Origin of the sequence: Mycobacterium sp. ITM-2016-00318, assembly GCF_002968285.2 — a bacterium.
GTDB lineage: Bacteria > Actinomycetota > Actinomycetes > Mycobacteriales > Mycobacteriaceae > Mycobacterium.
This window is the reverse complement of sequence record NZ_CP134400.1, coordinates 1,310,915-1,326,330: the sequence shown is the minus strand read 5'-3', so window position 1 is coordinate 1,326,330 and position 15,416 is coordinate 1,310,915. Positions and strand designations below refer to the sequence as shown.

The following is a 15,416-nucleotide window of genomic DNA, read 5'->3' as shown; positions in this document are numbered from 1 at the left end:
GCGGCTAGTCCAGATCGTCGTGCCGCATCAGCCGTCGGCCGGCTTCGGTGATGGAGCCCGACAGGCTCGGGTAGACGGAAAACGTCTCCGCCAGTTCATCGACAGGTAGACCGTCCTGCACCGCCATCGCGATCGGCATGATCAGTTCGGAGGCGATCGGCGCGACGACCACGCCGCCGATCACCACCCCGGTTGCCGGCCGGCAGAAGATCTTCACGAAGCCTCGGCGCAGGCTGGACATCTTGGCTCGCGCATTGGTTTCCAGCGGCAGCATGATCGTGCGGGCGGCGACCGTTCCGTCGTCGATCTTGGCCTGCGGCACGCCGACGGCGGCGATCTCCGGGCGGGTGAACACGGCAGCTGCGACGGTGCGGAGCCTGATTGGGCTCAGCGCCTCGCCCAGCGCGTGGTACATGGCGATGCGGCCCTGCATCGCGGCAACAGAAGCCAGCAGCATCAGGCCTGTGCAGTCGCCCGCCGCGTAAATGCCCGGCGCCGAGGTGCGCGACACCCTGTCCACGGTCAGGTAGTTGCCCTCGCCGAGTTCGATCCCGACCTTCTCCAGGCCGAGTTCCGACGTGTTGGGCACCGACCCGACGGTCATCAACGCGTGGCTGGCCTCGACGGTGCGGCCATCGGTCAACGTCACCAGAACACCGTCACCGGAACGGACGACCGACTCGGCCCGCGCGTTCTTCTCCAGTTTGACGCCGCGCTGCTCCCACAGCTCTTCGAGCACCGCGGCGGCGTCGGAGTCCTCGTGCGGCAGGATCTGGTCGCGGCTGGCCACCACCGTGATCGTCACGCCGAGTTCGGTGTAGGCGTTGACGAATTCGGCGCCGGTGACGCCGGAACCGACCACTACGAGATGGTCGGGCAGCGCATCGAGGTCATAGAGCTGGCGCCAGTTGAGGATTCGCTCGCCGTCGGGCATCGCGCCGGGCAGCACGCGTGGGCTGGCGCCGGTGGCGATCAACACCACATCGGCTTCCAACAAGTTCGTCGAGCCGTCGGGTGTGCTGACCTTGATGCGGTGCTGCGCCATGCCGGGCACGTCGTCGACGAGTTCGCCGCGTCCGTCGATGAGGGTGACGCCCTCGCTTTGCAGCCGGTCGGCGATATCGGCGGACTGTGCGGCGGCAAGCCTCTTGACACGCTCGTTGATCCGCGGCAGCTGAATCTCGGCGTTCTCGAATTTGAGATCGAACCCCAGATCAGGGGCCCGGCGCAGCTCCGTCCGCACGCCGGTCGAGGCGATGAACGTTTTCGACGGCACGCAGTCCCACAGCACGCAGGCGCCACCGATGCCGTCGCTGTCGACGACAGTCATCTCGGCGGCGTCCCGGCCGCGGGCGGCGGCGACCAGCGCCGCTTCATACCCGGCGGGGCCGCCGCCGATGATCACAATTCGGGTAGCTGCCACCGCCTTAACCTAGCCAAGCGCGCCGTTGGCCGCCCAGCCACTGGGCGAAGCCTTAGAGTTTCTCCGTGCCGATTTACGCCGCGTACGGATCGAACATGCATCCGGAACAGATGCAGGAGCGGGCACCGCACTCGCCGATGGCGGGCACCGGATGGTTGCACGGCTGGCGGCTCACCTTCGGCGGCGAGGACATCGGCTGGGAAGGCGCGCTGGCCACGCTCGTCGAGGATCCGCTGGAGAAGGTGTTCGTCGTGCTCTACGACATGACCGATGCCGACGAGCGGAACCTGGACCGCTGGGAGGGAAGCGAGCTGGGTGTGCACAAGAAGATCCGGTGCCGCGTGGACCGGCTGTCGTCGGATACCACGACCGACCCGGTGCTGGCTTGGCTGTACGTCGTCGACGCCTGGGAAGGCGGGCTTCCCTCGGCGCGCTATCTCGGTGTGGTGGCCGACGCGGCCGAAATCGCCGGTGCGCCGGAGGAATACGTGCGCGATCTGCGCAACCGGCCGTCCCGCAACATCGGCCCCGGCACGTCGTCCTAGCCTCATCGAGACTGCACTAGGGGCGAAGAAGTGCGAGTAGCCCTCGCCACGGCTGCAGTCTCAACGCACTAAAAGGCGGCGGCCTCTTCGACGATGTTCACCAGTGTGCGAACGCCCACCGCAAGCGCACGCTCGTCGATGTCGAACGTCGGCTGGTGCAGATCGAGCTGCGGGCCGCGGCCCGACCAGACCCCCAGCCGCGCCATCGCACCCGGAATCTCCTCGAGATACCAGGAGAAGTCCTCGCCGCCGCCGGACTGCCGGGTATCGGCCAGCACCCCGGGCCCGATGGCCTCGATGGCATGGGTCAGAATCCGGGTCGAGATCTCCTCGTTGACCACCGGCGGCACGCCGCGCTTGTAATGCAGCATGTGCTCGATGCCCAGCGGTGCGAGCAGTGCCGTAATCGTCTCGCCGACAATGGCTTCCAGCGTCAGCCAAGTGTCGCGGTTGGCCGTGCGCACGGTGCCAGCGAGCATGCCGGTCTGCGGGATTGCGTTGGCCGCGACACCGGCGTTGACGGCGCCCCACACCATCACCGTGCTGGTGCGCGGGTCGATGCGGCGCGACAACACCCCCGGCACCCCGGTGATCAGCGTGCCGAGCCCGTAAACGAGGTCGCCGGTCAGATGCGGTCGCGACGTGTGTCCGCCCTGGCTGTGCAGCGTGACCTCGATGTGGTCGGCGGCCGACGTGATCGGTCCTTGCCGCACCGCGACCCTTCCGACCGCCAGCCGCGGATCGCAGTGCAACGCGAAAATGCGCGACACCCCGTTGATTGCGCCCGCCGAAATCGCGTCGATGGCGCCGCCGGGCATCAGCTCCTCGGCGGCTTGGAAGATCAGCCGGACACCGACCGGCAGCTCGGGCACCGAGTTCAGCGCGAGAGCCGCACCGAGCAACACCGCGGTATGCGCATCGTGCCCGCAGGCGTGCGCGACGTTGGGCACCTCGGACGCGTACGGCATCCCGGTGCGGTCGGACATCGGCAGCGCGTCCATATCCGCCCGCAGCGCGATGCGCGGGCCGTGCTCGGGACCGAAGTCGCAGATCAGACCCGTGCCGCCGGGCAACACTTTCGGGTTCAGCCCGGCGTCGGCCAGATGCGACGCCACAAACTGCGTGGTGGCGAACTCCTGTCGGCCGAGTTCGGGATGGGTGTGGATGTGCCTGCGCCAGGCCACCACGTCATCGAAGTGGGCGGCGAGCCAGTCGTCGGCGGCCTCGAGAAGCGTCACGGCGCCACCCGCTCAGCATGCAATTCGAGCACCCGATCCCGCTCCGTGGGCATTTCGGCGAGCGCGACGACCGTGCGCGCCAGCATGACCGCGCCCTCGACGACGGCCTTGTCCCCGCTCGGGCTGGCGGCAGCGGCGGCGAAGCCGGGCTGGTGCACCGATGCCCCGTCGGCTTCCACTCCGATAACAGGATGGATACCCGGCATCACCTGCGTGATGTTGCCCATGTCGGTGCTACCCAATGGCACGGCTGCCTCGATCTCCTCACCTATCGGTGCCCTGCCGAGGCGGACCATCTCGCCGCGAAAAACGTCGGCCAGCCACCTGTCCGGCGCGAGTTCGTCGTACGGCGGTTCGGTCTCTTCCACCTCGTAGTCGCAGCCCGTCGCGATCGCGCCTGCGAGGAAGCAGTCGGCCATTTTGTCCTCGAGATGGCGCAGTGATGTCGCGTCGGTCGCGCGCATGATGTACTGCAGCACCGCGCGGGCCGGAATGACATTCGCGGCCTGGCCGCCGTCGGTGACGATCCCGTGAGCCATCTGGCCGGGCGCGAACTGCTGACGGAGCAACCCAATGGCCGTCTGCGCCAGCGTGGTCGCGTCAGCGGCGTTGACACCCAGATACGGTGCGACGGCAGCGTGGGCCGCCATGCCGCGGTAGGTCACCTCGACCTGGGACAGCGCCAGCGAACGCGCTCGCGCAATGTCGATCGGGCCCGGATGGATCATCACCGTCGCGGCGATGTCGTCGAACGTTCCCGCGTTGAGCAACAACACTTTTCCGCCGCCCGCCTCTTCAGCCGGGGTACCGAGCAGCACGATCTTGAGGCCGAGATCGTCGGCGACGTCGGCGAGTGCCAGTGCCGCGCCGACGGCTGAGGCGGCAATGATGTTGTGGCCGCAAGCATGCCCGAGCTCCGGCAGGGCGTCGTATTCCGCGCAGATGCCGATGACCAAGGGACCGCTGCCGAACTCGGCGCGAAACGCCGTGTCCAGCCCGGCAGGCGCAGCGGTGATGTCGAAGCCGTACTCGGCGACCAACGCCTGCGCCTTGGCGCAGCTCTTGTGCTCGGCGAAAGCCAGCTCCGGTTCGGCGTGTATGGCGTGGGACAGCTCGATAAGGTCGCCACTTCGCCGGTTTACTGCGTCTTCGACGCTGACGGAGGCGGTGGCGGTGGGCATCTTGGCAGTATCTCACTGGGAGCTAAGCTGCCGAACTGTGACCGATCCGGACGCGGTAGCGCAGCAGGCGGCAGCCGCAATCCGCGAACGCACCGGAGTCGACGGCCATGATGTCGCCGTCATCCTGGGTTCGGGGTGGGCACCCGCGGCCGCTGAGTTGGGTGCTCCGACCGCGGTGGTTCCGATGGGTGAACTACCCGGATTCTCTCCCCCGACCGCCGAAGGGCATCGCGGCGACCTCATTTCTGCGCGGACCGGCGGTCATCGCGTGCTGGTGTTCGTCGGCAGGCTCCACGCCTATGAGGGACACGATCTGAGCCATGTCGTGCATCCGGTGCGTACCGCGTGCGCCGCAGGCGTCCACACCTTGGTTCTGACCAACGCCGCCGGCGGGCTGAGAGAGGATTTCACGGTTGGACAGCCCGTGCTGATCAGCGACCACCTGAACCTGACCGCACGATCGCCGCTGATCGGTGCGCAGTTCGTGGATCTGGTCGACGCCTATTCACCCCGGCTGCGGGCGCTGGCCCGCGAGGTCGACCCCGACCTCGCCGACGGTGTCTACGCCTGCCTGCCGGGGCCGCATTACGAGACCCCCGCAGAAATCAGGATGTTGCGCACGCTCGGCGCGGACCTGGTCGGCATGTCGACGGTGCACGAGACGATCGCCGCACGAGCGGCGGGCGCCGAGGTGCTCGCGGTTTCGTTGGTGACGAACGCCGCCGCGGGGATGACGGGCGAGCCGCTGAATCACGAAGAGGTATTGGAAGCGGGCCGTCAGTCGGCGACGCGGACGGGTTCCCTGCTCGCCTCGGTGATCTCCCGGCTCTGACGTCGAGCGCGACGCTCGGTCAACTTGATCACGGTTCGGGCCAGCAACGGCGCGGTGAACAGCATCAGCAGCACACGGAAAACCTGGGCGGCGATGATGAAGGTGACGCCTGAACCTGTTTCGACGGCGATCGCCAGCACGGCGTAGACGCCGCCGGGACTGGTCGCGAGGTAACCCTCGAGCGGTGTCTTGCCTGCGATGTCGGCCAGCAGCACGCCGAAGCCTGCGGTGGCGACACCGAGCAGCACGATCAGCGCAATGGCCGCAGGCAGGATCCGGCCGACCGCCCGCAGCGACTCACGCGTGAAGACGACGCCTGCCTGCCAGCCGATCACCATGTAGCCGATCTGCACCAACACGTTGGGTACCGAGAGGCCGAACGACAACCCGCTGAGTTGCAGCGCAACGGTCAGCGCGAGCGGCCCCAGCAGTCCCGCACCGGGAAGGCGGAGAAGCTTGCCGCCCGCCGCACCCGCGACGATGCAGACCGCCATCATCGCCACGCTCGAATACCAAGGCGCCGAGCCGTTCTGAGCGGCGGCCGCGGAGTGGTGCGTGCGGTCCGCGTGGTAGATCATGGTGACGACGACGGGCATCGAGGCGGTCACCAATGCCACGCGCAGGTATTGCACGACGGCGACGACGCGATCGTCGCCTCCGAGTTCACGGGCGATCGCCACCAGTCCGGACGCGCCGCCTGCGACCAACGCGAGCGAGCCGGTGAGGGGGCTGACGTCGCGGTGCAGTCCAAGCAGCGCACCCGCGGTGATGCTGAGTACCAAGGTGGCGACCGCGACGGCGACCACGATCGGCCAGTCCGGCCCCAGAGCGCTGACGGCGTCGCTGTGGACCATCGTGCCGATGTAGACGCCGAGCACACCCTGGGCGGCGATGCCCGCGTGTCGCGGCATCCGGCTGGGCGCCAGCGAAGGCAGCGCCAACGCGGTGCCGACGACGAGCGCGGCGAACAGCGCGGCCGACGGAACGCCGAGCATTGTCAGCGGCACGGTGACGGCGACGGTGGCGATGACCAGCAGCACCCAATTGCCTGTCCGCTTCAGTCGCTCTCTCGTCACTATGACAAGTATGCCCTTGACAAAATTAGCATGCAACACGGTTGTTCTCGCTATGACAGCGAAGGATTGCCAAGGTATAACTTGGTTATGACCGACGTGCGCGCCGGATCGCCCGCCACCGAGTTGCGGGAGTCGATGATGGCCGTGACCAGGCAGATGCGCAGGCACCGCCCCGATCACGGGTTGACGCTGTCTCAGCTGGAGGTGCTCGGCGAGGTCAGCCGGACCACGCGCACGCGAGGAGCGAAACAGACCACGCGCACGCGAGGAGCGAAACAGACCGGCGTGAGCACCCCCGCCGAGGTGGCCGCGCGCCTGCACGTGCGCGTGCAATCGCTCACCGACAGCATCAATGAATTGGTGAGCCGGGGCCTGGTGTCGCGCCGCCCCGATGACGACGATCGGCGTCGCCAGCTGGTCGAGATCACCGACGACGGGGTGGCGCTGCTCACCGACGACCGCGCCGAGCGCGACGCCTGGCTGAACACGACCATGCGGGAAAACCTCACCGACCTCGAATTCGACCTGCTCATGCTGGTTGCGCCCGTGTTGCGGAAGCTGGCTTACCCCGAAGGAAAAGTGGGAACACACGAGCCATGACGAGCGACGGCTCACCGGAAATACATGAATGGATTGCCCATGACCCCGACCCGGTGACCGTCGCCGAGTTGGAGGCGTGCAGCGACGAAGAGCTCTCAGACCGGTTCGCCCACCCGCTGACCTTCGGCACGGCAGGGCTTCGCGGACCGATCCGCGGCGGACCCGACGGGATGAACCTCGCGGTCGTGCTGCGGACGACGTGGGCCGTCGCGCAGGTGCTCAAGGAACGCGACCATGCCGGCTCACGCGTGGTCGTCGGCGGAGACGCGAGGCGCGGCTCCGAGGAATTCGCCCTCGCCGCCGCCGAGGTGCTGGCCGCCGAGGGCTTCATGGTCACCTTGATGTTCGCCGCGGTCCCGACGCCGGTGGTGGCGTTCGGCGCCCGCCATCTCGGCGCCAGCGCGGGCATCCAGATCACCGCGTCCCACAATCCGCCGTCGCACAACGGCTACAAGGTGTACTTCGACAGCGGGGTGCAGATCGTCCCGCCCACCGACCGGGAGATCGAGGCAATGGTCGGCAAGGCCCCCCACGCCGACCAGATCCGGCGGGTCCCGGTGGCGACGTCGGGCATGGACCTGATTCAGCGCTATGTCGATCGCGCCTCGCGGGTGCGTCGGACACATGGATCGGCGCGGCTGGCGTTCACCGCGCTGCACGGTGTCGGCGGCGAATATGCGCTCGATGCTTTCGTCAGAGCTGGCTTCTCCGACGTACAGGTAGTAGAAAGCCAGTTCGCTCCAGACCCGGACTTCCCAACGGTTCCGTTCCCGAATCCGGAGGAACCGGGAGTGACCGACGAGCTTCTGAAGCTCGCGGCCGAGGCCGATGCTGAGGTCGCCATCGCGCTTGATCCCGACGCCGATCGATGTGCGGTCGGGGTGCCGACACCCGATGGCTGGCGCATGCTCACGGGCGACGAGACCGGTTGGCTGCTCGGTGATTACATCCTTTCTCAGATCGATCCGGGCGAGGTCGCCGAACACGCCGTGGTGGCGAGCTCGGTGGTGTCGTCTCAGATGCTGGCTCGCATTGCGTCGACGCATGGTGCCCGGCATGTGCAGACGTTGACCGGCTTCAAGTGGCTCTCGCGGGCCGACGCTGACTTGTCGGAATGCACCCTGGTCTACGCCTATGAGGAGGCGATCGGCCACTGCGTCGACCCGTCCTCGGTGCGCGACAAGGACGGCATCAGCGCGGCGGTGTTGTTCTGCGACCTGGTCGTTGCTCTTCGCGATCAGGGCCGCACCGTTCTCGACGCCCTCGACGACCTCGCTCGTGCGCACGGCGTGCACACCACGCTCTCGGTCTCACGGCCAGTGGCCGGAGCCGATGAGGCCGCGGAAGTCATGACCCGGCTGCGCGCAAGCGCGCCCAGGAAGCTGTGCGGTTTCGAAGTCGCGATGACGGACTTGGCGGCGGTACGGCCCTACGAGCGCAGAACCGACGCGGTGATCCTCGAGGGCGGAGACGACGACACCACCGTCCGGGTGGCGGTGCGACCGTCTGGCACCGAGCCGAAGGTCAAGTCCTACATCGAGGTTCGTCGGAAGTCCGTCGACGGAAACCTCGACGCCGCGCGGGCCGAGGCCAGACAGCTGGCCGAAGAGCTGGCCGACCTGGCCGGAAAGTTCTAGCGCGGCCCGAACTGCCGATCGCCGGCATCGCCGAGGCCGGGAACGATGTAGGCGATGTCGTTCAGGCGCTCGTCGATCGTCGCGGTGAACAGCTTGACGTCCGGCGCGGCCTTCTCGAGGGCCGCGATCCCTTCGGGTGCGACGACGACGCATATCACCGTGATGTCAACGGCGTTGCGGGCCTGCAGAAGTCCGATGGTGTGCACCATCGACCCGCCGGTGGCGAGCATCGGGTCGAGAACGAACACGGGTTGAGCGCTCAGATCGTCGGGCAGGGACTCCAGATACGGTGTCGGCGCATGAGTTTCCTCGTCGCGGGCTACGCCGACGAACCCGACGTGTGCCTCCGGGATCAGAGCGTGCGCCTGATCGACCATGCCGAGGCCCGCACGCAGCACGGGCACCAGCAGCGGCGGGTTGGCCAACCGCGATCCGGTCGTCTCGGCGAGCGGCGTGCGGACCGGAATGCTTTCCGTCGCCGCGTCGCGGGTGGCCTCGTAGACCAGCATCAGGGTCAGGTCGCGCAGCGCTTCGCGAAAAGTCGCGTTGTTGGTGCGCTCGTCACGAAGCGTGGTCAGCCGAGCTGCGGCGAGCGGATGGTCGACGACGCGAACGTCCATGGGCCCGACCCTAACGTCAGGGAACCGCCCGGCGCGCACGATCGTCGTATCGCCATGCTTGTCGATACGAATGCCATTCATGCGCTCGGGGCGCACTGCTCGAATCAAGCCGATGACCTGTCCCATGCCGCCGATGCCCTGAAGTCGATGCCTGGTGCCGACACCGTCGCCGCCTTCGGTCCGGTCGGCGCCCGGTTCCTCGACACGCTCGTCGACGCGATCGCTGCGGAGACGCGTGCCATTGCGTTCCTCGCCGAGGAGCTGGCTTCGGCGCGGTCGCGCACGGGCGTGGTGGCCGACGCGTACACCGACGCCGACCGACGCGGCAGCCGTCTCCTCTGACGATGCCGAGCGGGCTGATCGCAGCGCTTGCGGCGCCGATTCGCGAGGTGGCGGCGTCGGTTGGGCCGGGGTGGGCGGACCAGGGGGATCCGGTCTCCTCGCTCGCCGAGGTGCGCGAACTGCTGGCCGATGTCGCCGCGGCGACGCGCGGCGGCTGGAGCCGAGCCGCTGAGGACTGGTCGGGTGCGGGCGCGGACGGCGCGGCCGAGTTCATGTCCACGATCGCCGACGCGGCCGACCGGCTGTCGCTGCGCATCGAGGAGTTGCGGGCAGGCGCCGCCGATGCCGCGGATGCAGTGGCGCGCGCCCGCTTTCGGCTTCGCGACATCGTCGATCGCTTCGAAGCGCGAGCGGCCGCCATCGAGGCGCGACTCGATGAACCGGGAGCCGCCGAAGAGCTACGGGAGGAGGCCCGCCGGGCACTCGGTGAGGCGGTCGCCGTCGTCGACGATCTGCGCACCGAGCTCGACGGGAACGCCGCAGGCATCTCGACGCCGACGACACCGGCAGGCGCGCCGACGACACCGGCCGGCTACACGCCGTCGGCAGGCTTCGACGCTCCCGCGGGTTCGGGTGCGCCCGGCGGCTTCGGTACTTCCGGTGGCGTTGGTACATCGGGTGGCTCAGGAGCGTCCGGCGGCCTCGCGCCGACCGAGGCCTCGCTCGCGGGCCTCGCGCTGCCCGAGCCCGCAGAGTTCGGCGACGGCATTGCGGTCACCCTGCCGGACGGTAGCACGGTGAGCGCACCGAACCCGGTGGCGGCCAACGCCGTTCGCCACGCACTGACCCAGCTTGGCGTCCCGTACGTGTGGGGCGGCACCACACCCGGCGTCGGACTGGACTGCAGCGGACTGACCCAGTGGGCATACCACCAGGCCGGGCTGGACCTCCCGCGCCTGGCTCAGGAACAGGATCTCGGCGCGGCGGTGAACCAGAACGCGCTGCGACCCGGTGACCTCGCAGTGTGGGACGGACATGTGGCGATGGTCGTCGGCAATGGCCAGATGATCGAGGCGGGTGATCCGGTGCAGCTGTCGTCGATCCGGACAACGAACGCGGGCCAGGGTTTTCAGGGCTTCTGGCGGCCCACCGCTTGAGCCCCTCTATGCCATAACTCCAGCCCAATCCATGTGGCCCTCAAAACCCAAGGACGCTGCCATCGCCCGGTAGCGGTCCCGGTAATCCCGGTAGCCGATCTGGTCGCCGCGAGCCAGGGCGAGAAGTGTCCGCAAACGCAACAACCAAATGTCACGGATCGCGCCACCAACCTCGTCCGCCAAGTTCGCCATACTCTCGACCACGTCCTGCACGTCGGCGATATCCGTGTCGGAGCCGCGTCCGAGCATCGTTTCCGCCAATCTCGCCAAGATCCAAACACCTTGCAGTACCTGGCCATCCCGCAGTAGGCCGTCGGTAACGCGCCGCATCACCGGAATGGAGTCGTCGAAGTCACCGACGCGGGCTCGTTCACGTGCCGCGCAGAAGTCCAAGACGGGCACTCTGATCCGAAAGAACCCGTGGTTGAGACACATGTCGCGAATCTCGCCCAACATCGCCATTCCGCGCTCCCGCTCCGCTAAAGAATCCCGCTCTACGAGTGCCCGACCCAGCGCGTACTTGAGGTTTCCGACAGACGTGTCCTCGCCCGATGCCTCGGCAATTCGCAGCGCGCCCTCCAGTTCACGCACCGATTCGCCGTCTGCTCTAAGTACGCCGTGGGAAATCGCGTCAAGGTACCTCCACCCGACGACAGAGGGATGAGTGACCGGATCGGCTTTCGGGGCCATCGCACCCGCATCGTCTAGATCTTGCCGCCAGCCGTGACGGCCAAGATACCACCGAGCCATACCGCGAAAGACCCACGCTAGTGCGATCAACGGCGATCTCGAGATCCTGTCATCGCGTTCACCGGAATTTTCACCCGCCCAATCGATCACGGACTGCGACCATCGCAACACCTTCATCGCTTGACCGGATTGGTGCAATACGGAGGCTGCCGCGGCGGCGGCGCCGATGGCCGTCGTCGGATCTTCGACGGATTCGAATATCGTCAACTGTTCGGACGCAAGCTGGAAAGCCTCGCGCAGATGTCCGTCTGCGCCGAGCTGAAATGTCAACGCGGTGATGCCGACCGCGAGTGAGGCATGGTCATCCACCCGCGCGCACAACTCGCGGAGCTCCTCGACGAGTCCTGCAACGTTCGACAGACCTCCCCGCCAGGCACTACCACACAGCCTGACGCGCGGGCCAATTCGCATGGTGGTGCATTCGGGCTCGTTGTCCGGCAACGCATCGGCGATCCGTCGCGCGCGCTCCCAACTCGTTCGCGACGCGGCGATGTCGCGTCTGGTCGACCAGCTCCCTGCGCGCATATGCCAGCCGTAGGCTTCCCGGAGTTCGCCTGCGGCTTCGAGATGCTCGGCGATGAGCGCGGCATGATCCCCAGCTGCGTCCGGTTCGCGTGTTTCGATCACAGCAGCCACCCGTCGGTGCCACTCGGCGCGGTCTGACTTCAGCTGGGACTCGTAAGCCACCGCGCGTATCAGCGGATGATGGAACGCATACTCCGCGTCCTGGGTGAACCTCACCTGGTCGATGAGTTCAGCCGCCACGAGCTCCTCGACGGCGGCGTCGGCGGCCAACATAGTGAGAAGGTCCGCGCTGAAACGCAATCCGATCACTGCCGCCGCACTCAGGGTGCGCTTCGCCACCGGGTTGAGGCGGTCTATGCGGGCTCCGATGGTCGCCTGCACCGTGGCGGGCACCGTCACGTCGGCAACATCGGTCTGACATATGTATCCGCCGCGCTCGCCGTCCAGCTGTCCGCTCTGGGCTAGCTCGCGGACCATTTCCTCGGCGAAGAATGGATTACCGCCCACTCGCGACACTACTGTGGCGGCCACGTCGCCGACCGACGGGTCGGGACCGAGCAGTTCCCCGAGCAGCCCAGAGGTCTCGGAATCCGTCAGCGGGGTCAGCGCGATCGTGTGCGCGCCATGTACGCGGGTCAGCGCGCCCTGATATTCGGACCGGTAAGTGGACACAGACATCGTGTATGTCTGACCGATCACAGCGAGGACGTCGGCCATCATCGACTCGCTGGCCTCATCTATCCAGTGCACGTCCTCCAAGATGTACAACGCCGGATGCGTGCGACGCAGATTCGCGGTGTTAATCAACGCGGCCAGTCGCCGCCGCCTTGCGTCTGGGTCTATCCGAGGCAGCGTGGCGCTCGGATCGGCGATGCCCAAGAGGTCTTCCCACAGCAACAGATCATCGGGGTCAATGTCTGGACGCTGCTGCCGCAATCGAACCCTTGCGTCGCCACCGTCGAGACCAGACACTCGGAACGTTTTGCGCATCATTTGCGCGACCGCATGGAACGGGACCTGCGCGCCATGGGACTCGCAATTGCTCAAAATCACCGTGACGCCCCGACTTTCGGCGATAGCCGTGATCTCGCGCAGAAGCCGACTCTTTCCGATGCCCGGCGGCCCCACCACGCCGACGACCACCCCCCGCCCACTCATCGCACGCTCGAGAAGGCCAGTCATAGTGTGCAATTCCAGCTCGCGCCCGACGAGCGTCGACTGCGTAGACAGAGCCCGCTGGCGCTCCGAGGTGACTGCAAGCAAGCGTTGCGCCCGCACCGGTTCTGCACTGCCCTTGACCGAGACCATCTCAGGCTCACTGAGATCGACAGCCCCTGCGACGAGTCGCGCTGTTGACGCACTGAGCATCACACCTCCCGGCGGTGCCACCGACTCCATCCGTTGAGCCATCCCGACCTGCTCACCAACAGCGGTGTATCCGAAAGACCCCGAGCCGACCTCGCCCGCGATCACCTCTCCAGAGTTCAACCCGACACGCAACTTGAGTTCGATACCGTCTCGATCGTGGGCTTCGACGGCGAGCGGTTCCGCCTCCTGCTGGATGGCCAATGCCGCCAGGCAGGCACGAACAGCGTGGTCCTCCAAAGCTGCGGGCGCGCCGAACACCGCCATGATCCCGTCGCCGGTGAAGCTACCGACCGTCCCGCCATAACGCGTGACCACTGCGGCGGCACGATCAACCAGGTCGGCCATGATCTCCCGCAGCCGCTCGGCACCCACAGCGGCGGCAATTTCCATGGAATGCACCACATCGGCGAATAGCACCGTCACCTGCTTGTACTCCGCCAAGGGGATGGCATTTGCTACGGGCGCGCCGCACTCACTACAGAACTTCGCCGCCGCGGCCAGATAAGTCCCGCACGAGCCGCACGGCACTTGCGCCGCTGTCAGGCCATCATCGCGGGCGTCCCGACCGGCTTCCACGTCAGTATCGTGTCACCGCTGGTCAGACATGTCTGCCAAATTGCACTCGGGACGCTGTTCTCGCCTGCACCCCTATTGATCACTGGCTGAGGCGGGGGATCCGGTACAGCTGTCGTCGATCCGAACCACGAACGCAGGTCAGGGTTTTCAGGGCTTCTGGCGACCGACTGCTTGACGCCCGAGTGCCGCCGTGCCGGCGGGTATTCGGCGCGGTCGCTTGAGGAGCTCCGGATCAGCGCCAAGTCGTTGGTGTACGCGCTTCACGCGGTTGTGGATCGCCTCTGCCGCCGAGCCGAAGCGCTGCGACATCTTCCTCGACGATGCTGACCAGGTCGCTGCCCCTCCGCTGCCACAACCCGGTGACCAACGCACGTGTGGCGCGGCCCACCAGCAGCGACATGCGGGACCGATTCGTCGCCCGATAGCGAATGATGATCCGTGTGCGGTGATCACCCAGGGGAATGAATTCGACCGTCTCGATAAGAGACCGGGGCAGACCTCCGGCCACCGTCGTTGTCACGCGGGACGTGAAGTAAGCGAAGGGACGCCAGTCGATGAACTCGCGGAAGGCCATGAGATGCCCAGGGCCGTGGGTGCAGTGCGACGTCGCGCCAGGCCCGAGGCGACCTTCTGGGTTCCGCTCATCTTGGTCTGGATCCTCGTTGTACCGCCGGCAGGCCCAGCGCTGTCGTTCGATTGGATCAACGACGTATTGCCAGGCGACCGCCGGTGGCACCGGCACATCGATCGGGATCTCGAAGTCCGCGTCGGAAGCGCTGATGTACAAGCGGCGCTCCTCCCGCATCCTGCTCAGGACCGGATCGAGATCATGCACACCGCCTTTGGTTTCGCCGAACGACTCGTACATCTCTATATGTGACGGCAGTTCGAACGACGGAGGTAGATGCTGCTGACACGCGTGCGTGAAGAACGCGTATGCCGGCGGTCCGTCGTGGTCGCTGATCGTGTTCTTCAGCAGCCGATGCGCCAAGATGACGTCCGGTCCGGCGAGGTCTTCGCGTCGGTCGTCACGCTCGACCACATAGCTGCCGTAATGCGATACGAACTTCAGCCCAAGCGAACCGATGGCCGCGCAGGCCACGCAGCGGCAAGTCGTTGCGCGCGTCATGTCGAGCAAGCGGTTGGAGAATTCGAAGTAGCAGGCCTCGATCAGCTCGACCAGCCGCTCACCTTCCCGAAACGTCTCTGTGTCCGCGTGGCAGAAGACAGCGTCGCCTTCCAGCTTCACAAACCGCATGGGAGGCGCGAGGCGCTCACGGATGAGCGTGGTCAGTTCATGAATGATCTCGTGCGCGTGCTCCAGCTCGGTGCCAGTGAGGAACGCGGTATATCCCGAGATGTCGGCGAGAAGCAGATAGCCCTCGTGGACCCCGTAGTCGTCGCGCCTGTTCGTTAACGTAGCGATCGTTTTCATGCCACCTCTATCGCATACAACGCGATCGGCCTAGAACGCGATCTTAGCTCGTCAACCGCCGGTTTCCTATCCATTCGGACGAGGCCAGCAAACTCTTGGCGTCGGGTGGCAGGGCACGCCTGTCAGGCCTGTCTGCTGTTCCACGCCAGACATGCTGAGCCACGGCGGCCG

At 66.7% G+C, this 15,416-nt stretch carries 13 protein-coding genes; 6 read left to right on the top strand and 7 right to left on the bottom strand.

The genetic code is table 11. The features are described 5' to 3' along the window. Nucleotides 1-4: 4 nt before the first annotated feature. Nucleotides 5-1,423: an NAD(P)H-quinone dehydrogenase gene (locus C6A82_RS06430; RefSeq protein ID WP_199193673.1), complete on the bottom strand. Its 1,419-nt coding sequence runs from the start codon at nt 1,421-1,423 to the stop codon at nt 5-7. 65 nt (nt 1,424-1,488) lie between these two features. On the opposite strand from C6A82_RS06430, the gene C6A82_RS06425 reads away from it, so the two are divergent. Continuing rightward, a complete protein-coding gene (locus C6A82_RS06425; protein ID WP_105343642.1) occupies nt 1,489-1,968 on the top strand; it encodes a gamma-glutamylcyclotransferase in 480 nt (159 codons plus the stop codon). A gap of 68 nt (nt 1,969-2,036) precedes the next feature. On the opposite strand, the gene C6A82_RS06420 is transcribed toward C6A82_RS06425, so the two are convergent. Further along, complete coding sequence (locus tag C6A82_RS06420; protein ID WP_105343644.1) at nt 2,037-3,206, bottom strand: amidohydrolase; 1,170 nt, start codon at nt 3,204-3,206, stop codon at nt 2,037-2,039. After that, a complete protein-coding gene (locus C6A82_RS06415) occupies nt 3,203-4,387 on the bottom strand; it encodes a M20 family metallopeptidase (RefSeq protein ID WP_105343647.1) in 1,185 nt (394 codons plus the stop codon). The genes C6A82_RS06420 and C6A82_RS06415 overlap by 4 nt, the downstream gene beginning before the upstream one ends. A gap of 37 nt (nt 4,388-4,424) precedes the next feature. Between C6A82_RS06415 and C6A82_RS06410 the strand changes: the two genes are divergently transcribed. Then, entirely contained in the window at nt 4,425-5,219 is a 795-nt protein-coding gene (locus C6A82_RS06410) for a purine-nucleoside phosphorylase (RefSeq protein WP_105343649.1), read from the top strand. Here the strand turns inward: C6A82_RS06410 and C6A82_RS06405 are convergent. Continuing rightward, nucleotides 5,165-6,295 carry an AbrB family transcriptional regulator gene (locus C6A82_RS06405; RefSeq protein WP_255419220.1) on the bottom strand — a complete coding sequence of 377 codons (1,131 nt, stop codon included), beginning with the start codon at nt 6,293-6,295 and terminating at the stop codon, nt 5,165-5,167. The two genes, C6A82_RS06410 and C6A82_RS06405, sit on opposite strands and share 55 nt — an antisense overlap. An 87-nt stretch (nt 6,296-6,382) precedes the next feature. Between C6A82_RS06405 and C6A82_RS06400 the strand changes: the two genes are divergently transcribed. After that, nucleotides 6,383-6,895, top strand: coding sequence for a MarR family transcriptional regulator (locus C6A82_RS06400; protein ID WP_105343651.1), 513 nt, complete (start codon nt 6,383-6,385; stop codon nt 6,893-6,895). Further along, on the top strand, nt 6,892-8,532 hold the full coding sequence (locus C6A82_RS06395; protein WP_311101719.1) for a phospho-sugar mutase: 1,641 nt from the start codon (nt 6,892-6,894) through the stop codon (nt 8,530-8,532). The genes C6A82_RS06400 and C6A82_RS06395 overlap by 4 nt, the downstream gene beginning before the upstream one ends. Here the strand turns inward: C6A82_RS06395 and upp are convergent. Next, nucleotides 8,529-9,152, bottom strand: a complete 624-nt coding sequence (upp, locus tag C6A82_RS06390; RefSeq protein WP_105341564.1) for a uracil phosphoribosyltransferase — start codon at nt 9,150-9,152, stop codon at nt 8,529-8,531. The genes C6A82_RS06395 and upp overlap by 4 nt on opposite strands. Between upp and C6A82_RS06385 the strand changes: the two genes are divergently transcribed. Continuing rightward, nucleotides 9,129-9,494, top strand: a complete 366-nt coding sequence (locus C6A82_RS06385) for a hypothetical protein (RefSeq protein ID WP_142405824.1) — start codon at nt 9,129-9,131, stop codon at nt 9,492-9,494. The two genes, upp and C6A82_RS06385, sit on opposite strands and share 24 nt — an antisense overlap. Before the next feature lie 2 nt (nt 9,495-9,496). Then, nucleotides 9,497-10,591: a C40 family peptidase gene (locus tag C6A82_RS06380; RefSeq protein WP_105341568.1), complete on the top strand. Its 1,095-nt coding sequence runs from the start codon at nt 9,497-9,499 to the stop codon at nt 10,589-10,591. A 6-nt stretch (nt 10,592-10,597) separates the two neighbouring features. On the opposite strand, the gene C6A82_RS06375 is transcribed toward C6A82_RS06380, so the two are convergent. Next, nucleotides 10,598-13,810 carry an AAA family ATPase gene (locus tag C6A82_RS06375; RefSeq protein WP_311101718.1) on the bottom strand — a complete coding sequence of 1,071 codons (3,213 nt, stop codon included), beginning with the start codon at nt 13,808-13,810 and terminating at the stop codon, nt 10,598-10,600. Between the two features lie 232 nt (nt 13,811-14,042). Next, nucleotides 14,043-15,245: a DUF2652 domain-containing protein gene (locus C6A82_RS06370; protein WP_105343827.1), complete on the bottom strand. Its 1,203-nt coding sequence runs from the start codon at nt 15,243-15,245 to the stop codon at nt 14,043-14,045. Nucleotides 15,246-15,416 lie beyond the last annotated feature (171 nt).